This window comes from Corynebacterium sp. MSK004 (assembly GCF_030232515.1).
In the GTDB taxonomy this organism is placed as follows: domain Bacteria; phylum Actinomycetota; class Actinomycetes; order Mycobacteriales; family Mycobacteriaceae; genus Corynebacterium; species Corynebacterium hesseae.
In genome coordinates this window covers 28,173-47,846 of record NZ_JASPKB010000003.1, presented here as the reverse complement: position 1 = coordinate 47,846, position 19,674 = coordinate 28,173, and the positions used below count along the sequence as shown (strand labels likewise).

At 60.8% G+C, this 19,674-nt stretch carries 15 protein-coding genes; 9 read left to right on the top strand and 6 right to left on the bottom strand.

The features are described from left to right. The first annotated feature begins 1 nt into the window (after window position 1). The 6 genes from QP999_RS04320 (at window position 2) to leuS (ending at window position 10,004) form a co-directional block, all read left to right on the top strand. Window positions 2-1,117 (top strand): restriction endonuclease subunit S, encoded by a 1,116-nt coding sequence (locus QP999_RS04320; RefSeq protein ID WP_284847759.1) that lies wholly within the window; start codon window positions 2-4, stop codon window positions 1,115-1,117. Further along, complete coding sequence (locus QP999_RS04315; RefSeq protein WP_284847758.1) at window positions 1,117-2,058, top strand: restriction endonuclease; 942 nt, start codon at window positions 1,117-1,119, stop codon at window positions 2,056-2,058. The genes QP999_RS04320 and QP999_RS04315 overlap by 1 nt, the downstream gene beginning before the upstream one ends. Window positions 2,059-2,168: 110 nt before the next feature. Further along, complete coding sequence (locus QP999_RS04310) at window positions 2,169-2,639, top strand: excisionase family DNA-binding protein (RefSeq protein WP_284847757.1); 471 nt, start codon at window positions 2,169-2,171, stop codon at window positions 2,637-2,639. After that, window positions 2,632-3,204 carry a PIN domain-containing protein gene (locus tag QP999_RS04305; protein WP_284847756.1) on the top strand — a complete coding sequence of 191 codons (573 nt, stop codon included), beginning with the start codon at window positions 2,632-2,634 and terminating at the stop codon, window positions 3,202-3,204. Before QP999_RS04310 ends, QP999_RS04305 begins: the two co-directional genes overlap by 8 nt. A gap of 151 nt (window positions 3,205-3,355) precedes the next feature. Further along, window positions 3,356-7,072, top strand: coding sequence for a type I restriction endonuclease subunit R (locus QP999_RS04300; protein ID WP_284847755.1), 3,717 nt, complete (start codon window positions 3,356-3,358; stop codon window positions 7,070-7,072). A gap of 82 nt (window positions 7,073-7,154) precedes the next feature. Next, window positions 7,155-10,004, top strand: a complete 2,850-nt coding sequence (leuS, locus tag QP999_RS04295) for a leucine--tRNA ligase (protein ID WP_284847754.1) — start codon at window positions 7,155-7,157, stop codon at window positions 10,002-10,004. A 42-nt stretch (window positions 10,005-10,046) separates the two neighbouring features. On the opposite strand, the gene QP999_RS04290 is transcribed toward leuS, so the two are convergent. Together QP999_RS04290 and QP999_RS04285 are read right to left on the bottom strand one after the other, a co-directional pair. Beyond that, window positions 10,047-11,330 (bottom strand): hypothetical protein, encoded by a 1,284-nt coding sequence (locus QP999_RS04290; RefSeq protein ID WP_284847753.1) that lies wholly within the window; start codon window positions 11,328-11,330, stop codon window positions 10,047-10,049. 27 nt (window positions 11,331-11,357) lie between these two features. Beyond that, entirely contained in the window at window positions 11,358-13,058 is a 1,701-nt protein-coding gene (locus QP999_RS04285) for an FAD-binding dehydrogenase (RefSeq protein ID WP_284847752.1), read from the bottom strand. A 342-nt stretch (window positions 13,059-13,400) separates the two neighbouring features. Here QP999_RS04285 and QP999_RS04280 point away from each other — a divergent pair, with 342 nt between their 5' ends. Together QP999_RS04280 and metS are read left to right on the top strand one after the other, a co-directional pair. Further along, complete coding sequence (locus QP999_RS04280; protein ID WP_284847751.1) at window positions 13,401-15,020, top strand: sodium-dependent transporter; 1,620 nt, start codon at window positions 13,401-13,403, stop codon at window positions 15,018-15,020. Window positions 15,021-15,045: 25 nt separating this feature from the next. Beyond that, window positions 15,046-15,210, top strand: a complete 165-nt coding sequence (metS, locus tag QP999_RS04275) for a methionine/alanine import NSS transporter subunit MetS (protein ID WP_154736132.1) — start codon at window positions 15,046-15,048, stop codon at window positions 15,208-15,210. 30 nt (window positions 15,211-15,240) lie between these two features. On the opposite strand, the gene QP999_RS04270 is transcribed toward metS, so the two are convergent. Next, window positions 15,241-16,206: an MDR family oxidoreductase gene (locus QP999_RS04270; protein ID WP_284847750.1), complete on the bottom strand. Its 966-nt coding sequence runs from the start codon at window positions 16,204-16,206 to the stop codon at window positions 15,241-15,243. Between the two features lie 86 nt (window positions 16,207-16,292). Between QP999_RS04270 and QP999_RS04265 the strand changes: the two genes are divergently transcribed. Further along, the gene (locus QP999_RS04265; protein ID WP_284847749.1) at window positions 16,293-16,865 is read left to right on the top strand and encodes a VanZ family protein; all 573 of its coding nucleotides are present in this window, start codon (window positions 16,293-16,295) and stop codon (window positions 16,863-16,865) included. A 3-nt stretch (window positions 16,866-16,868) separates the two neighbouring features. Here QP999_RS04265 and QP999_RS04260 read toward each other — a convergent pair whose 3' ends face one another. Genes QP999_RS04260 through QP999_RS04250 form a run of 3 tightly spaced genes read right to left on the bottom strand, consistent with a single transcriptional unit; the run spans window position 16,869 to window position 19,641 of the window. After that, window positions 16,869-17,879: an NAD(P)-binding domain-containing protein gene (locus QP999_RS04260; RefSeq protein WP_284847748.1), complete on the bottom strand. Its 1,011-nt coding sequence runs from the start codon at window positions 17,877-17,879 to the stop codon at window positions 16,869-16,871. Continuing rightward, complete coding sequence (locus tag QP999_RS04255; protein WP_070524185.1) at window positions 17,880-18,500, bottom strand: response regulator; 621 nt, start codon at window positions 18,498-18,500, stop codon at window positions 17,880-17,882. Continuing rightward, window positions 18,475-19,641, bottom strand: coding sequence for a sensor histidine kinase (locus QP999_RS04250; protein ID WP_284847747.1), 1,167 nt, complete (start codon window positions 19,639-19,641; stop codon window positions 18,475-18,477). The genes QP999_RS04255 and QP999_RS04250 overlap by 26 nt, the downstream gene beginning before the upstream one ends. Window positions 19,642-19,674 lie beyond the last annotated feature (33 nt).

Here is a 19,674-nt window from a genome sequence, read left to right as displayed (position 1 = left end):
CATGGTGAGCACTGCAAAGCATGACTGGCCGATGGTGCGGTTGGGGGATGTGTGTGAGCTGCAATATGGCAAGGCCCTTAAGAAAGAGGACCGGGTCGAAGGGGAATATCGTGTGTTTGGCTCTGCCGGTTCGGTTGGGACCCATGTAGAGGCCAATTTTGTAGGGCCTGTCTCTGTAGTTGGCAGGAAGGGCAGTGCTGGATTCGTAGAGTGGTCCTCCGGAAACTGCTGGATTATTGATACGGCATTCGGTGTATTTCCGAAGTCTGAGGAACAGGTTGACTCTCGATGGCTGTACTGGCTACTAAAGGATTTGCGACTTGGACGGCTTCAAAAGCATGCGGCTGTTCCAGGGATCTCTAAGGCAGACGTGGTCGAAGAAAAGTTTCTTCTCCCTCCCCTCGACGAGCAGCGTCGTATCGCGGCGATTTTGGATGAGGTGGATGAGGCGCTGTTTAGGGTTAATCAGTCCTTGGGAGACTTGCTCCAGCTTAAGCAAGAATTGTTTACGGATTTGTTCCTAAGAATTGAGCGGGAATCGACAATAATTGGTGAGTATCTCGAATCCACTCAGTATGGAACTAGCGACAAGGCGAACGAGAATGTCGGCATTCCAATACTGCGAATGGGAAATGTCTCTTACAACGGTGAAATTGATCTTTCAGATTTAAAATACGTTGAACTCGACGCCAGCGATCGAGAGAAATACTCGCTGAAGGCCGGTGATTTACTCTTCAACAGGACGAATAGTAAGGACTTGGTGGGAAAAACTGCTGTCGTCCCAGAGTTGCAGGAGGAATATACGTATGCAGGCTATCTAATCAGATGTCGAGTAAACGATAAAGCGGTTCCTGAATATATCTCTGGGTTCCTCAATTCGGTGCTTGGTAAGAAGATATTGCGAAACACCGCAAAAGCAATTGTGGGAATGGCGAACATCAACGCCAACGAGTTGAAGCGGTTGCCGATTCCTCAAGCATCATTGGACGAACAACAAGAGTTCGCATTCTTAACATCGCGAATCGACGACGTTGAATCTCAAATGAAGCGCCAGAGGAAGCTTCTGCAAGAACTACAAGAGTCCCTATCCACCCGCGCATTCCAAGGAGAGCTCTAATGGCTGTCGAAAGATGGGAGGCCTACTTGGTATCGGTGTTGGAAGCTCTTCACGCAAATGGAGCTGAGCTCCGACGTAGGGAGATCATCGAGATAACTGCGTCTTATGCGGGCATTACTGACGAAGAGAGGCTTGAGACCATTGCATCGGGGCAGTCTCGTTTTGAAAACCGCGTTGGGTGGGCGTTGACATTCCTTAAGAAAGCGAATGCCATTACTTCGCCGGCGCGTGCACGCTTTCAAATTACAGACTTTGGCCGTGACCTGTTGGCGCGCTACCCCGAAGGAATGACAGAGAAGCAGCTGTTGGGAGAGATTGCGGGCACGGAAGCGGCACTTACGTGGCGGGGCAGGAATCCTGGGCGTAAGGCTGGGGACGAGGTAAGCGCTGATAAGCAAAGCGTCCTTCCAGAGGCCGAGAGCGAGCTCGACCCGGTAGAGCAGGTGGAAACCGGTGTGTCTCGCAACAACGAATTCGTGGCTGGTGAGCTGCTGACTCGGTTGCACGACAATGAGCCGGCGTTCTTTGAACAGGCAGTGCTGGACTTGCTCATGGCCATGGGATATGGCGGTACGCAGGGCAAGGCTACGCGCACGCAACTGTCTAATGATGGTGGCATCGACGGGATTATTGACCAGGATGCGCTGGGGCTGTCCCGCATTTACGTGCAGGCTAAGAGGTATGCGTTGGATAAGAGCATCGGTCGTCCGGCTATTCAGGGATTCGTAGGCGCGCTGCAGGGTGCGCAGGCGGATCGAGGGGTGTTCCTGACTACAGCGACGTTTTCAGATAAGGCGCAGGAGTATGCGGATGCGGTGTCGTCACGCGTCGTTTTAATCGACGGAGACAGGTTGGCGAAACTGATGATCCGCTATGGCGTGGGTGTGCAGGTCAAGAGGACCGTGGCGCTGGTTGAGGTGGATGAGGATTACTTTGAGTAGTTCGGCGCTGTGTTTGCCTTTTCGAATATTTCGAATTGCTCTATGATGGCCTCATGAATGAAGTACGGAATCGCCCTCACACGACTCTCCCGCCGCACGACCTAGAAGCAATGCTCGACGTGAGCAGGTTCCTGGACCAACTGGAGGGACCTGCTGCGCTTGTGGGGCCTGACGGACAGACGGTAAATCTGCCCGAAGAAGCATTTAGCGTGCTGGCAGACGTTGTCCGGGCGATGAGACAAGGAAAGGCCATTACCCTTGCGCCCGTAGACCAGTTGCTCACGACGCAGGAAGCAGCAGATTTTCTGGGCATTAGTAGGCCGACTCTGGTGAAAAAACTTGAGGACGGGTCGATAGCGTTCGAGCGTCCCTCAGGAGGCAGGCATAGGAGAGTTCGGCTCGTTGACTTACTGCAGTACCGGGATGAGCAGCGGACTGAACGTCGTAAAGCACTGCGAGAGCTAGCGTCTGAGGCCCAAGCTGCCGGGGCCTATGGCGTAAATGCCGCAGACGCAGCTGACATTGCGCAGATCCTCAAGGATGCCCGTAAGGAAGTGGCAAAGAAGGCGCGGCGTGGCTAAATTTTCAGCGCTTCTTGATGCGTGCACGTTGGTGCCGATATCGCTTGCAGATACCTTCCTGTCGTTAGCGGAAGCTGGGCTTTATCGCCCACTATGGAGCGACCGGATTCTGGAGGAAACGCAGCTTGCGGTGAAAAGGATTCGTCCGGGGCTTTCGCCGGAGTCCGTCGAGCGGCGAATAGCCGTGATGCGAGACTTCTATGAAGACGCCAATATCACCGACTGGGAAGTACTCGAAAGCGTAGTTTCCTTGCCAGATCCTGATGACGCGCATGTCCTGGCAGCTGCCATCCAAGGTCGGGCGGATGTCATTGTCACGTTCAACGTCAAAGACTTTCCGCGGGATGAGCTCCAGCGATTTGGCATTGATGTGCAGACACCGGATGAATTCCTGCTCAACCAACTAGATCTCGATCCAGATGAAGTCTTAGATTGCCTTGTCCGACAAGCTCATGCCTTGCGTTATCCACCCGTACAACTAAAGGAACTTCTAGGCAGTCTCGAGCGATTGAATCTCCCAGGGTTCACGTCTGAGGCTCGAAGGCATTTGTGGCGAGTGCGATAAGTGAAGCCCGATGATGGCTTTCCCGGTGTGGTGAAAGTGTTATTTTGGCATTGATGAGGCGGAATTAACCTTTAAGCTAGACGTGATGTCGGCCCGTGTTGTCAGCACCCTGTGATGTTAAAGATTTACCTAATAAAGTCGGAACACCAAAATGAATGCTCCTACTCCACCCCATGATTCCCGCGGTGCCGCTTCAGGCGGACCTACCCGCAGCAGCAATTTCGGTTTTGTGCGCTACGTCTGGCCCACGGCGTATGAGGAGTGTCTGAAGGTAGAGCGGTTCGTGGATGCGGATCCGGTGATTTCCTGCTTCTATGCGCGCAAGGTACTGGAGCGGGTGGTGAACCACATCTGGGCATTCCGGAGCTTAGGTGATACTCGGTATCTCAGCTTGGCGGAGATGACCAGGGACCGTGGTTTCCTTCAGTGCGTGAAGAACGAGACCATTCTGCGCAAGATGACCATCTTGCGTAAGAGCGGTAATGACGCCGCGCACGCCGATGACATGGAGGGCAAGCAAGCGCCGGCCACTCCGCAGAAGGCGCGGGCAGTGGTAGCGCATTTGTATGACCTTATGGCGTGGGCGGTGCGTTATCACTCGGCTAACCCGAAGGCCGCGCCGGGCCCGCAAGCGACTTTTGATACCAGCCTGCTGGGCCAGAGCGCAGCTGATGCTTCTGGCATCCACGTTGCTGGGCGCTCCCAAGCGCAGACCGCCGCGTACCTCAAGAAGCTGGCGCAGCAGGATGAGGAGCTAAAGAAGAACCGGCTGCTGCTCGATGAGGCGCAGGAAGCTGCCCGCGATGCAGAGGAGAAGCGTCTTCGTGAGGCGGCCCAGTTCGAGCTCAAGCGGCGGAGTGCGGAGGTTCGCGCGAAGGCGGATCTCGCCGATGCGCAGGAACAAGCCGAAGCAGAGCGTGCGGCTGCACAGAATGTTGAAGAGAAGCTTGCTGCCAAAATTGAGGCGCTTGAGGCGAAGTTAGCCGAGCAGGAAGCGGCCGCAGCCGAGCGCGCCGGGGCGGGAGCACCGTCGGCTGCGCCTTTGGCGATCGGTGAGGCCGAGACTCGCCGACAGCTCATTGACCCGATGCTGGAAGTGGCCGGTTTTAGTGGTGACTCCGTCACCCGGGAGCTTGAGCTACACGGCATGCCTAACACGTCCGGTGTCGGTTATGCGGACTATGTCCTGTGGGATGATGACCGCACACCGTTGGCCGTCATCGAGGCGAAGAAGTCCATGGAGTCCATGAGCGTGGGCTCCCACCAGGTGAAGCTGTACGCGGACTGCATCGAGCGCGAATACGGAATACGGCCTGTCATGTTGTGCACTAATGGTTATCACATCGACCTGATCGATGATGCGGCCAACCTTCCTGGTTCTGGTGCGGGCTATCCCGCCCGTGAGGTGGAGGGCTTCCCCACCGCGCAGCAATTGCGCCGCATGATTGGCCGGCGCACCATGCGCACCCTGTTGAGCGAGACGCCGGTAGACACGGACATTGCTGGCGGCGGCGCCCGTGCGTACCAACTCGAGGCCATCCGTGCGGTGACGGAGACGTTGGAGGCGCGGAGGCGTCGCCAAGCATTGCTGGTCATGGCAACAGGAACTGGTAAGACGCGTGTGGCCGTGGCCACCGCCAAGCTGTTGCGTCAGGCCGGCTGGGTGGGCAAGGTGCTGTTCCTGGCGGACCGCACTGCCTTGGTCAACCAGGCGCACAAGGCCTTTGTGAGCATGTACGCGGAGTCCACGCCCGTGAACCTCATCAAGAATCCTGAGCAGGTGGGTGATGTGTATGTCACCACCTACAACACGATGATGAATCTCATCGGGGATGACGGTGACAAGCCGGCAAGATTCGGGCCTTTCGACTTTGACCTCATCATCGTGGACGAGGCTCACCGCTCCGTGTACAACCGCTTCAAGCGGATCTTGGAGTACTTCGATGCCTACGTAGTGGGGTTGACGGCGACGCCGAAGAGCGAGATTGACCATGACACGTATGCACTCTTTGAGATGGAGGATAAGACTCCGTCCTTTGAGTACGGACTTGATGAGGCCGTGGCAGACGGAAATCTTGTTCCCTTCAAGACGGCTCGGCAGGACTCGCTTTTCCTGCGGCGGGGCATGTCCTATGACGAGCTTTCCCCGGAGGAACAGCTGGCATGGGACACGTCCGACTGGGGTACCGATGAGGACGGCGGGCGCTTGGATCCGCCTGGTCAGGTTTCTTCGGCGGAGATTAACCGCTACCTGTTCAACAAGGACACCATACGCAAGGTCCTGAAAACCGTGGTGGAGAACGGGATCCGCGTGGGCGGCGACCAACTGGGCAAGACCATCATCTTCGCCCGGACTCAACGTCACGCGGAGCTCATCAAGCAAGTCTTTGACGCTACGTTCCCGGAGTATTCGCGCACTGGAGCCTCCGTGATTACCACGCACACGAAGTATGCGCAGTCGGCATTGGACGACTTCGCAGATCCGGACGGGGACGTCAACATCGCGATTTCGGTGGACATGCTTGACACCGGCGTGGACGTGCCCGAGGTGGTCAATCTTGTGTTCTTCAAACCTGTCTACTCCCCCACCAAGTTCTGGCAGATGGTGGGCCGAGGGACGCGACTGCGCCCGGACCTCTTCGGCCCGGGGATGGACAAGACGCACTTCCTCATCTTCGACTTCTGCGGCAACGTGGACGAGTTCTTTAAGGGTGAAGCCCGTGAATCGGCCACGGGCCGACCACGGTCGCTGTCGGAAAAGCTCTTTGATGCCCGCGTGGGGTTGCTTGCTCAGTTGGATAAGCACGCTACGGCCCCAGAGATGCGCGCCGAGCTTGCTGATTCCCTTCACGGCTCGGCGGCGTCTATACCGCTAGGCCACATCATGGTCCGCCCCAGCGACAAGGAAACCTTGCTGCGATACCGCGAACGCTCTGCGTGGGATGAGCTAAGTGAAGAGAAGGCTGAGCAGCTGCGCCGCCATATTGCGCACTTGCCGCTGGACACGATGAAGGACTCTGAGACAGCTAAGCGCTTTGACCTGGTGATTTTGAAGCTCCAGGTGGGGCTGCTCGACCACAGCCCGGAGTTCGCGGCACTGCGCCAACGCGTGGAGGGTATGGCGAATGATCTCATGGCCGTGAGCTCCACCATCCCCATGGTGGCCGAGCGGCGGTCCTTCCTCGAGCGCGCGCTGGATCCGGAGTGGTGGAAGAACGTTACGGTCGAGGACCTCGAGACCATCCGCATCGGCATGCGTTCGCTCATCCAGTTCGTGCCCAAGGGAAAGCGCAACGCCGTGACCCTCGACATCCAAGATGAGATGGGTGAACTCACGATCGATGATGAGATGCCTGGGCGGCTGCCCGGAACAGGCTCTTACCCCTCTCAGGCCGAACAACAGCTGCGTGATGTGCTGCAGGAACACGACAACGTTCTCGCGATGATCAAGTTGCGCAGTGCACGCGCGCTTAACGCAGAGGATGTTGCCGCGTTGGAAGCCATGGTGGCTCAGGCTGGCGGGGGAAGCGTGGGCTTCGAGGAAAGCATTGACAAGCTGCGGGAACGCATGGGTGGAGACAGTATTCCTGCCTTCATTCGCCGCTTGGTGGGCCTTGATGAAGCTGCAGTCCAGGAGCAATTTGCAGACCTTCTCAGCAACACTTCGTTCAGCGCCGCCCAAATCCGCTTCATCAAGATGCTGGTGGACGTGCTGGTTCACAACGGTGGCGTGGCCTACGAGGAAATTTTCCAGCCGCCCTTTGATGAAGAGGGCTCTGTCGTCGATATCTTCTACAACAAGACCGATGTCATCGTGGATTTGCGCAAGCGCCTTGAACGGATTGAAGCAACGGCACAGGCTAACTAAGTGCCGCCGCGCTGCGGGAAAGGACGCGGTCTAGCTGGGTCTAACTGGGGTGATGTCCGTGCGGTGACTACACTGTCTAACCATGACTAACCCGAGCGATAACACCACCCACCGCTACACGCCGGAGCTCGCCGCGCAGATTGAAAAGGCCTGGCAGCAGTACTGGAAGGACAACGGCACGTTTAACGCGCCGAACCCAGTCGGTCCGCTCGCGGAGGAGGGTAAGGAGCTTCCCGCGGAGAAGCTGAACATCCAGGACATGTTCCCCTACCCTTCGGGCGCAGGCCTTCACGTGGGCCACCCGCTGGGCTATATCGCTACGGATACCTATGCGCGTTATCAACGCATGCTGGGCAAGAACGTCCTGCACACGCTGGGCTATGACGCCTTCGGCCTGCCGGCGGAGCAGTACGCCATCCAGACAGGTACGCACCCGCGCACCACGACGGAGGCGAATATCAAGAACATGCGCCGCCAGCTGGGCATTCTGGGCTTGGGCCACGATCCGCGCCGCTCCGTGGAGTCCACCGACCCCTCCTTCTTCAAGTGGACGCAGTGGATCTTCCTGCAGATTTATAACTCCTGGTTTGATGAGGAGCAGCAGAAGGCGCGCCCGATCTCTGAGCTCATCAAGGAGCTTGAGGTGGGCAAGCGCACCACCAAGGACGGCCGCTACTACGCGGATCTCACTAAGGAAGAGCAGCGCCACGCGCTCGACGAATTCCGCCTGGTTTACCTGTCCAACTCCACCGTGAACTGGTGCCCGGGCCTGGGCACGGTGCTGGCTAATGAGGAGGTCACCGCGGAGGGCAAGTCCGAGCGCGGTAATTTCCCGGTCTTCCGCAAGAACCTGCGCCAGTGGATGATGCGCATTACCGCCTACTCCGATCGCCTGCTCGATGACCTGGAGCTTCTGGATTGGCCGGAGAAGGTCAAGTCCATGCAGCGCAACTGGATTGGCCGCTCCCGCGGCGCGGAGGTCACTTTCCACGCTGAGGGCTACAACATCGACGTCTTCACCACTCGCCCGGATACCCTTTTCGGCGCGGAGTATGTGGTGCTGGCTCCGGAGCACGAGCTTGTCGACGCCCTCCTCTCCCCCATCCCCTACGAGGATGACGTCGACGAGCGCTGGACCTTCGGCCACGATGATCCGAAGGAGGCCGTGGAGGCCTACCGTGCTTCCATCGCCGCGAAGTCTGACCTGGAGCGCCAGGAGAACAAGGAAAAGACCGGCGTCTTCCTGGGCACTTATGCCACCAACCCGGTCAACGGCAAGAAGGTCCCGATCTTCATCGCGGACTACGTCCTCACCGGCTACGGCACCGGCGCCATCATGGCGGTCCCGGCGCACGATACCCGTGACTACGAGTTCGCCACCGTCTTTGGCCTGCCCATTACGGAGGTCGTCGCTGGCGGCGACATCACCAAGGAGGCGTATACCGAGTCCGGAAAGGCCGTAAACTCCGCTAACGATTCCCTGGACATCAACGGCATGTCCAAGGATGAGGCCATCGCCGCCATCATCCCGTGGCTGGAGGAGCAGGGCGTGGGTCGCGAGAAGATCCAGTACAAGCTGCGTGACTGGCTGTTTGCCCGCCAGCGCTACTGGGGCGAGCCCTTCCCCATCGTCTACGACGAGGCGGGCCAGGCCTACCCGCTGCCGGAGTCGATGTTGCCCATCGAGCTGCCTGAGGTGGAAGATTACAAGCCGGTGTCCTTCGACCCGGATGATGCCGAGTCCTCCCCGCAGCCGCCGCTGGCCAAGGCCCGCGAGTGGGTTGAGGTGGAGCTGGACCTGGGTCTTGGGGATGGCCCCAAGACCTACTACCGCGATACCAACGTCATGCCGCAGTGGGCAGGTTCGTCCTGGTACCAGCTGCGCTACATCGATCCGACGAACGATGAAGTCTTCTGCGATCTGGAGAACGAGCGCTACTGGACGGGCCCGCGTACAGAAGAGCATGGCGCCAACGATCCGGGCGGCGTAGACCTCTACGTCGGTGGCGTTGAGCACGCTGTGCTGCACCTGCTCTACTCCCGCTTCTGGCATAAGGTCCTCTTCGACCTGGGCTACGTGAGCTCCAAGGAGCCCTACCGCCGCCTGTACAACCAGGGATATATCCAGGCCTACGCCTACACCGATTCCCGCGGCGTCTACGTCCCGGCCGCTGAGGTAGTAGAACGCGATGGCGCGTTCTACTACGGGGATGAAGAGGTCAACCAGGAGTACGGCAAGATGGGCAAGTCCCTGAAGAACGCCGTGGCCCCGGATGACATCTGCAACGAGTACGGTGCCGATACCCTGCGCGTGTACGAGATGTCCATGGGCCCGCTGGACACTTCGCGCCCGTGGGCGACGAAGGACGTCGTCGGTGCGCAGCGCTTCCTGCAGCGCCTGTGGCGCTTGGCTATCGACGAAAACTCTGGCGAGCTGTCGACGACGGACGCCGAGCTTTCCGAGGATGACCTGAAGCAGCTCAACCGCACCATCGCCGGCGTGCGCGATGACTACGAGAACCTGCGCCTGAACACCGTGGTGGCCAAGCTCATCGAGTACGTGAACTACCTGACCAAGGCCTACCCGAAGGGCGCTCCGCGCGCCGCGGTGGAGCCCTTGGCCCAGCTGGTATCCCCTGTTGCCCCGCACATTGCGGAGGAGCTGTGGAAGCGCTTCGGTCACGAGGAGACCATTACTTACGAGTCTTTCCCGGAGTTCGATGAGAAGTACCTCGTCGACGATGAGATTGAGGTTCCGGTGCAGATCAACGGCAAGGTCAAGGCCCGCGTCATGGTGCCCGCCGATGCCGACCAAGCCACCGTCGTGGGCGTGGCAAAGAGCGATGAGCGCATCGCCGAGCTGACCGCTGGCAAGAACGTGGTCAAGGAGATCTACGTCCCGGGCCGCATGGTCAACCTGGTGGTGAAGTAAAACCAACGCGGCCCCGATCTCGGGGCTGGGGCTGGGCCAGAGCTAATCCAGCTCTTGGTTCAGCTCCTCGCGCACCTTGGTGATGATCGCGCCAAGGAAGCCCTCGCAGCCATCGGTAATCATGGGAAACGTGGAATCATCCTCAAGGACGCCCAGCGTGAAGAGCAGGTCGCGGGTGATGGCGTGCGTGTAGTCGTATTCCGGGTTGAACTCCCACTCGCCGCGGAATAAATGGACTAGTTCGAAGGACAGTTGAGGAATGCCCTCCGGTTCGGCGTAGGCATAGGGGATGTTGTTCAGGACGACCTGCGTTGCCCAGAGCGGATCGCTCATGGCCTTGCGGCCATACTTGGTGAGCTTGATATCCGTCGCCGTGGTCTTGATCCAATCCAAGTCCGTCAAGAAACCCCGCAAGTTCAGCAACGGCTGGTGGTAGTCCTCGCGCTTGACCTCATCAAAATCATTGGGGCTATTCAGTCCCTCCTTGAGCCGCGCGACGGCCGCCTGCTTGAGGTAGCCGGCCCCGGTCAGGCGTGGATATTCCTCGATGACCTCGAGGTATTCGCGTATACGCTGGCCTACGTGGAGGGCGGTGGCGTCGTCAAGCGCCGGCAGCTCATAGTCGGGGCGCAGCTCCGGGTAGGCTTCGTGGATGTCCGCGCGCCATTGTTTCAGCAGCTCCGGGGAGGGCACGGGGATGTCCTCGAAGGGTGTGGAGCGGAAGGGATCGAGCGGGAGATCCCCAGGAAGCGCGGGCTTGGTGCCGCCCTCGAGGTTGGCGGCCTCCGTGCCCATGGTGGCCAGGCGCTGTGCCACTGCTGGCGGGAAGAACGTGGTGAGGCGTTGGTGGATTTGGTCCAGTGTGTAGTTGGGGAAGAGCGCGAAGATGCGCTCCATACTATCCGTGGGCACGGCCATGTAGGCCATGGTGGCCTGGACATCGAGGACCACCTTGAACATCGCCTCGGCACTTCCGAGCTCACTCATCAGATCGGGACCCTCACCGGCGATAAGCGCGGGAAGGCCCATGACGACGCGCGAGCTATCGGCCACGCTGATGCTGATATTCCAGGCGCCGTCCGAGGGGTGGTAGTGCGCTACCTCCCGGAAAGTCTCGAAAAAGTCCTGGTCGATGATGCTGAGGACGTCGATTGGCGTGCCTTCCTCACCCACGAGGATTCCCGGATGAGAGGGCTCGAGGCCCAACGCGGCGTGAACGATGATCATCATCTCGCCCACGGTGAGTTCCGCGGGGGCGGCGACGAAGCGGGACGTGGTGAAGAAGGGATTCTCCACGTCGATGCGGACGTTCCTAGCGAGGTTCATAGTGACCGACAGTATTAGAAAACCGTGCTAGCCGCGCGCCAACGCTTCGCCCACACGCTTGCCAGAGTGGATGCATCCGCCGAGGAAGGTGCCCTCCAGCGCATTCTTGCCGTGCATGCCGCCGCCACCGAAACCGGAGGCCTCACCGCAGGCGTAAAGGCCGGGGAGTACCGTGCCATCGGGATTGAGGCACTGGCCATCGAGGTTGGTCTCCAGGCCACCGAGCGTCTTGCGGGTCAGGAACTTCAGGCGCACCGCGATGAGCGGGCCCTTGGATTCATCGAGGATGCGGTGCGGGGGAGCCACGCGGATGAGTTTGTCGCCGAGGAAGCCGCGGGCCACGCGCAGGTAGTTGACTTGGGCGTCCTTGCTGAAGGGGTTGTGCAGCTGAGAATCGCGGTCTTCCAGGACTTTTCGAAGTTGGGTCACATCAATGGTGGGGGAGCCCTCTGGAGAGATTTCGTTCATTCCAACGACGAGATCCTCCAGGTTGTCTTCCACGACCCAGTCGATACCGTTGTCCATGAAGGCCTTGACGGCCACGTGAGTGCCGGGGCCCAGCTTGCCGGCGAGCTTCTTGAATTCCTTATCTGTCAGATCCGGGTTCTGCTCCGAGCCGGAGAAGATGAACTCCTTGTCCACGATGGCCTTGTTGAGCACGAACCAGGAGTAACCGTGCCCGGTCTGGCCAATGTAGGCGAGCGCGGCCAGGTTGTCGGTGCCGGGGAAGAGGTTGGTGGGCAGGCGGTTGCCTTCGGCGTCGAGCCACAGCGCCGAGGGCCCAGGGATGATGCGGATGCCGTGGCCGGGCCAGATGGAGTTCCAGTTGGTCATGCCCTCGGTGTAGGCCCACATGCGGTCGGTGTTGACCACGGAGGCACCGGCCTGTTGGGCGATGTCGATGCCGCGGCCGTCGACATGCGCGGGAACACCCGTGACCAGTTCCTTCGGGCATTCGCCCCAACGCTCAGTGGGCCACATCTTGCGCACCTTCTCCAGGTTGCCGCCGATGCCGCCGGTGGCGATGACCACGGCGGAGCCGCGGAGCTCAAAGTGCTTGACGACGTCCCTCGGGCTCGCCTCACCACGCGCCTGGCTGGTGGGGGAGAGGACGCTGCCGCGCACGCCGACGACGCGGGGGCTACCAGTGTCGTCGTTGTCGACGACGAGCTCGTCCACGCGGTGGCGGAAGTGGAATTCGACTTGGCCCTTCTCTTCTGCCTTAAGGAGTGGTTCGCGGAAAACGCGCACGACCTCTGGGCCCGTGCCCCAGGTGAGGTGGAAGCGCGGCACGGAGTTGCCGTGGCCGGAGGCATCCCCGGAACCGCGCTCGGCCCAGCCGATGGTGGGGAGGACGTTGAGGCCCAATGACTTGAGGTAGCCGCGCTTTTCATTGGCGGCGAAGCGCACGTATTCGCGGCCCCATTTCTCACCCCAATAGTCGTGACGGTCCTCCTCGGTCACTGGGTCATAATCGGCTGAGTTGGTCCAGTCCCGCCACGCCAACTCTTCGGAGTCCTTGACCCGCATCATGGATTGTTCGGGAGAATTGACATAGTACAGCCCGCCGAGTGACCAAAAAGCCTGCCCGCCGAGGTTATTGCGGTTTTCTTGTTCAAGGAAGATGACGTGCTTGCCACCTTTGAGGGCCTCGTAGCCGGCGACCATGCCGGCGAGGCCGCTGCCGACGATGATGACGGAGCCAGTGGTCGAGGTAGTTTCTTTCATGACAGTAATGATAAAAGAAACTCGCCCGAGTTGTGTGACTTGGCTCGCAATTCAGTGGTGCAACTTAGCCGTCGGCCCCGCATGATTTAAGTCTTCATCGCTTAGCTTCCTCCCGGACCCCATCGTTTCGGGCAGGGGATAGGCGTTGAGGGGTTTGTCGGTTTTAGGCTCCTGACCATGGGGTTGGGGTGGGCTAGATGCCAAGAAATAAAAACTCAAAACGGTACCTATAGGTTGGCAGGTAGGCTAAGATTCTCGCTAATACTCGTCGTACGCGGCCCGTATAAACAATTCCTGCGGTCTTGCTCGTGCGCGATATTTGCTCAAGAAGAAAGTTCTCTCATGACCACATCAACCCCGCACAAGACTCGCTCAACGCGCGATACCTTCAATACGCGCTTTGTCTTCCTCATGGCTGCTATCGGCTCCGCCGTTGGCCTGGGTAACATCTGGCGCTTCCCGTATGTTGCCTATGACAACGGTGGCGGTGCCTTCCTCATCCCGTACATGGTTGCCCTGCTCACCGCCGGTATTCCCATCCTGTGGTTCGACCTGGCTATTGGTCACCGCTTCCGTGGTTCCGCGCCGCTGGCCTTCCGACGCATCAGCAGCCGCTGGGAGGGAATCGGCTGGTTCAAGGTCGGCGTGAACTTCTTCATCGCCATCTACTACGCCGCCATCATTGCCTGGGCGGCGCTCTACACCGTTAAGTCCGTGACCCAGGCATGGGGCGATGATCCTGCGGAGTACTTCATGGGTGACTTCCTCCAAGCTGAGCCGGAGGCGACCTACTCAGGGCACATCGTCCCGTCCATCCTTGGCGTCATGATCCTCGTGTGGATCGTCTGCATCGCCACGCTGGCCACGAGCATCAATGAGGGTATCGGCAAGCTGACGTCCATCTTCCTGCCTGTCCTGGCCGTCATGTTCATCATCCTGGTCATCCGTGCCTTCTTCCTCGACGGCGCCGCCGAGGGCCTCAACGCCTTCTTCACCCCAGATTGGTCCGTGCTGAGCAACCCGTCGGTGTGGATCGCCGCCTACGGTCAGATCTTCTTCTCCCTGTCCATTGGCTTCGGCATCATGATTACCTACGCCTCCTACCTCAAGCCGCGCACCAACCTCACCAACACCGGCCTGGTTACGGCCTTTGCTAACTCTTCCTTCGAGGTGCTGGCCGGCATCGGCGTCTTCGCCACCCTGGGCTACATGGCCGCCCAGCAGGGCGTGGCGGTGGATGAGGTGGCATCCTCCGGCATCGGCCTGGCCTTCATCGCTTTCCCGACGATCATCAACCTCATGCCGCTCGGCGGACTGTTCGGGGTCCTCTTCTTCGGCTCTCTCTTCCTGGCCGGCGTGACCTCGCTGATTTCCATCATGGAGGTCGTCGTCTCCGCCGTGGCAGATAAGTTCAACATCTCTCGCCGCGTTTCCGCCATCACCGTAGGCGGCACCATGGCTGTGGTGTCGTGTGTTCTTTTCTCCACGTCCTCGGGCCTGGTCACGCTGGACATTATGGATAAGTTCACCAACAACCTGGGCATCGTCTTCGGCTCCATCTGCGCTCTGGTGGTCGTCGGCTGGGTCACCGGCCGCCGTCGCGAGATCCAGCAGCACCTCAATGCTGTATCGCAGTTCAAGGTCGGTGGCTTCTGGCAGTTCCTGACCTTCATCGCCACCCCGCTGCTGCTGGTCTACTTCCTGGTCAACGAAATCCTCACCATTGCCCGCGAGGGCTATGAAGGCTACTCCTCCACCCAGATTGGCCTCTTTGGCTGGGCGGTGTTGGGTCTCATCCTGCTTGCTAGTTTCCTCATGCCGCTGGTGGCCTTCCGCGGGAACAAGTACCTCGATGGCATGGAGACCTCGGACTACGGCGTTCCCGTAGGTGGGCGCCCAGCCGGCACCCCGAACCCGTTTGCCACGGCTAACACCGCTACACAAACCGCGGATGACAAGTAACGAGTATTAGGAAAGGTCAACGACAATGACTACAAGCGCAATCCTGCTCTTCATCCTCTTCGTCGTCGTCATCTGGGGCGGACTGGTGATCTCCTCTATTTGGCTGGCCCGCAGCGACGATGACACCACGGGCGAGCTGGGCAATGCCCTCGGCACAGACGACGAATCCCTGTCCCACCGCGTGCACTAAACAGCGGGACGCGGTGCGCTCTGCTCCCGCTTAAATCTCAACCACCGTGCGGCCGTGGCGGGAGCCGGCGCGTAGCTCGGTGGCTGCGGTGGCGACGTCGGAAAGCGGCACCGTTTCCGTGATCGAGTTCAGCATGTTGAGGTCGAGGTGTTCGTCGAGAAGCTGCCAGGCAGCCTCGCGCACCGCGCGGGGCGCGTCGACGGAGTTACCGCCGGCCAGCACGATGCCGCGCAAGATGAACGGCAGCACCGAAGCGGGAAGATCCGGGCCGGCCGCCATACCGGTGGCCGCAACCACACCACCCCAGCGCACCTGCGCCAGCACGTTGGCCAGGACGGTGGAGCCGGCGGTGTCAATCGCGCCGTCGTACAGCGCCTTCTGCAGCGGGCGGCCGGTCTCCGACAACTCCGCGCGGTCCAGAACGTGATCTGCGCCGAGTGCGGTGAGGTAGTCCGACTGAGAATCCACGCGGCCGGTCACGGCGGTGACCTCGTAGCCAGCGGACTTGAGTAGCTGGACCGCGACGGAGCCCACGCCGCCAGTGGCGCCGGTGACCAAGATATGGCCCTGTGTCGTGCCGTGCGCGCGCAGCTGGTTCACGCAGATAGCGGCGGTGTAGCCGGCCGTGCCAATCGCGGCGGCATCGTGTGCGCTGAAGCGCTGGGGCACGGGGATGGTGGCCTCTGCATTGACGCGCTGGCGCGTGGTGTAGCCGCCGTGGCGGAACTCGCCCAAGCCATCGCCGCAGGCGACCACAAGTTGGCCGGGGCTCAAGCGGGAATCGGAGGTCTCCGCCACGGTGCCCACCGCATCGATGCCGGGGACCAGGGGATCGATGCGCATGACGCCTTTGTCACCCTCCAAGGCCATGGCGTCCTTGTAATTGAGGGAAGAAAACTGCACATCTACAACCGTGTCACCTTCCCCGAGCAGGGGCTGCTCCTGGAAGGAATGGCTTACTCCGGACTCCGTGCGAGTGACAATAAGTGTGCTCATGGGCACTATCGTACAGAGGATGTGAAGCAGCGTTTTCCGGCTAATGCTTCAGCCAGCGTCCAGAGAACATCGTTAGGGTAAAGCGCATGACTGGGATAAAAGCTCAACACCCGCGCAATAGGCTGCGGCCCGCGCCGAATCCGTATCGGCACCTGCTTCGTGATTCCTTCCTAGTCGCGGCCTTGTCCTTGGTGGTCGTGATGCTGGCGACGGTGGGCAAGCCATTCATGGACATCCCCGGCGTGGTTGACGGCTCCGCGCATGCCGTGCGCCAGGTGAACACCCAGCTCTTAGGCGGTTTTGAGAACTCTTCCGTGTGGTACGGCGGGTGGACCGACCTCGTGGGAAATATCGCTCTTTTCATGCCGCTGGGCGCGGCGCTCTACGTAGCGGGACGCAACCTGTCGGGAATTAAATGGGGCCTGGGCGGGGCGATGCTCATCGGCCTCATGGTCAGCCTGTGCATAGAAAGCGCCCAATACATATTTGCTCTGGGCTTTAGTGATGTCGATGACCTTCTATACAACACCGTGGGCTCTGTCCTCGGCGCCGTACTCATGGCGCGCTTGGGGCGCGAAGGGCAGACGAAGATTCTGCGCCGCCTGGGATTCCTCCTTGCGTTGGCAGCGGTGGTGCTCCTCGCTTTGGTGGTGCTGTAGTACTTAGCTGGGCGTACGCACGAGCTTGGCGACGTCCCCCGCCACCCGCCGCGCATAGGGTGAGACACCAGTAATCGTGGCCGAGCCCGGGCCCGTCCACGAGCCATAGCCCACGGGGAAGAAACCTTCCACCGTGGGCTTTCCTTCTGCCAGCAGCCCGGGGAAGGGGCGCAGTGCTGGGCGGAAGCCGGTGGCCCAGATGAGATCGCTAAAGCCCTCGCGGTTGAGCTCCTCGAGTGAGGAGAACATGCCGGTGGCGTTCAGAATCCCACTATCGCGGGCTTTGAGCACTGGCGGGACCATGACGATATCCCCCAGTTCTGTTTCGGGGCCCGGGTCCGGCTCGCCCCGCAGCTTGGCCAGCATGCGCTGGCGGTTGCGGCTAAAGAGCACGCGCCCGTCTACATCATCCGGCATCCAGCGCGGAGGGTGCGCGGTAAACCACGTGGTGTCCACGCCGGCGAGGGCGAGCTCGGCGGCGATCTGCGCGCCGGAATTACCAGCACCGACAACGGCTACAGGATTGTTGTGGCCGCGCTCTAAGAAAGGACCGCACCCCGGGTAGCTCGCCGTGTGCCATTGGCGCCCCTGGAATTCACCGGGGTAGAAGGGGATGAACGGCGCGGACCAGGTGCCCGTTGCGGCCACGACGGTGCGGGCACGGAACTCACCGTGGGTGGTGAGGAGGCGGAAGCGGGAGGCGTCGTCAAGCACGCGCTCCACCGCCACCCCGTGCCGGACCGGCAGGTCATAGCGCTGCTCATAGCGGGTGAGGTAGTCCACCACGTGGGAAGCCGGCGGGAAGCCCGGGTAGGCGGGCATGGGCCAGCCGGGCAGGGTGGAGGACTGGGCATCGCTAAAGAGCGTGAGTGAATCCCACACGTGCTGCCAAGCTCCGCCGGGGGAGGGGTTGGCGTCGAGGATGAGGAAGTCGAGCTTCTGGCGGCGCAGGTAGTAGCCGGTGGCCAGGCCGGATTGGCCGCCACCCACCACGATGCAATCGTAGGTATGCATCTATTGGATGAGCTTTCGTTCGCGGGCGGCGGAGACGGCTGCGGTGCGGGTTTCCACGCCGAGCTTCTGATAGACGTGGATGAGGTGGGTTTTGACCGTGGCCTCGGAGATGAAGAGCCGCTGGGCAATCTGCTTGTTGGAGGCTCCCGTGGCCAGCGCTTGCAGGATCTCCAGCTCGCGGGGAGACAGCGCGGTTTCCGGCTGCGCCAAGCGCTCCGCCAGGAGGTTCGTGACTTCAGGCGCCAAGGTCCGCTTGCCCGCGGCGGTGTCGAGCACCGCGGCGTGCAGGGTGTCTTCGGGGGCGTCCTTGAGCAGGTAGCCCAACGCGCCCGCCTCCACGGCGGCCAGGATATCCGCCTGCGTGTCATAGGTGGTCAGGATGAGTACCGGAGGTCCATCGAGCTCGCGCACGCGCCGGGTGGCGGCGATGCCGTCAACATCCGGCATCTGAATATCGCAGACGACCACGTCAATGTGGGGAGCATCAGCATCCGCCAGCTTTTCGACGGCCGAGCCATCGGAGCCTTCCAACACCACCTCGATATCGGGGAAAGCGTTTAGAATCGCGCGCAGCCCGGCGCGGACCACGGGGTGATCATCGATGAGCATCACGTTGACCATTGCTGCTGCTTCCTGTTGGGATTCGCACCGCGAGTGCGGTGCCGGCGGGTGAAGATTCTACCTGGACGGTCCCGCCGACGCTGCGAACACGCTGCTCCAGGCCGGTCAGCCCGAAGCCGCGCGGGCCCTCGATGCCACGGCCGTCATCGACCACATCGAGGATGATTCCATTCTCGAAAGAGCCCAGAGTGACCACGGCCTTGTCGGCATCGGCGTGTTTCATGACGTTGGTCAGCCCTTCCCGCGCGGCGCGCAAGATAACGTGGAAAAACTCGGCGGGGACGTCCGCACTGCCAGTGAGCTTGAGCCCGAAGCGGGTGCGCAGCCCCAGGCCCTTGGCTTGGGCTTGGAGCTCATCCACGAGGGAGCGCAGTTCCGCGTCGATGGAGGAGGCAGGGGCTGCGAGCTCTTTGACGAAGCGCCGGGCCTCGGTCAGGTTGTCCTGGGCCACCTTTTCAATGAGTGCGAGCTGTTCAGTGACGTCCTGCTGGGTAGACGTCTTCTTGGCGGCGCGGCTGAGCAGGACGATGGAGGAAAGCCCCTGCGCCACGGTGTCATGGATTTCGCGGGAGAGCCGCTCCCGCTCCTCGAGGCGCCCGGCTTGATGCTCGCTGGCGGCGAGCTCTTCCTGGGTCTCACGCAGCTGCTTGGCGACGGCCTCGTGGTGCGCCGCCTCCGCCTGAACCCGGCGGGCGGCGTGGTAGACGGCCACGGCGAAGCAGGTGCCGATGAACGGGCCGATGGCCGCGGCGGCGGTCCAGAATTGCGGGTGGATCCATGCGGGGACGAAGGCGGCCACGGCCCACAGGACCACGCTGGCGAGAATGCCCGGCCAGAAGGGCAGTGCATGGATGAAGACGAAGACCAGCGGGAACTCGAGCCACATGAAGTCTTGGGCGTGCACCATGAGGCCGATCCACAACAAGCACAAAGCGGCGAGCCACAGCGTGGTGGGGACGGGGCGGGTAATGGTGCGGGAACCGAAGATGACGAAACACGTGTAGACCACTGCGAGTGCAATGGAGAGGCCGAGGACGCGGGCGTCGAGGCGCTCATCGGCCCAGGCGCGGAGCACTCCGAACACGAGGAGGAAGCCGAACATGGCATGCAGTCCCACGGTCCACAGTTTGTTGCTCATCATCACGAGGCACCAGCCTATCGCCTAGGTAGGGGA